Here is a 301-nt window from a genome sequence, read left to right as displayed (position 1 = left end):
AAGACTTGCCGTCCCTAACAATTTCGGAACAACAACCGTATCCTCTGAAATACCCTCTATGATCTCTTCTTTCGTTGCTACCGGTAACTGATAGTCATGCGTATGATATGGTATCCCCATCGCCTTTCTTCCTCACATCATTCAAAATAAATGCCTAAAATAAACATGTTCGTAATTCTTCAATTTCGGACTTTAATGCCTTTAAACTTTCTTCATGATCCTTGTTCAAAGCATCCTTCAAGAGATCAATGAGACCACTGAGAGGCGCATGTACAAAGCCACTCCCTGTATACAAAACAAC

Origin of the sequence: Bartonella sp. AP36NXGY, assembly GCF_042195865.1 — a bacterium.
Taxonomy (GTDB): Bacteria; Pseudomonadota; Alphaproteobacteria; order Rhizobiales; family Rhizobiaceae; genus Bartonella.
The sequence above is the reverse complement of the archived record's forward strand: the minus strand, read 5'-3'. Positions refer to the sequence as shown.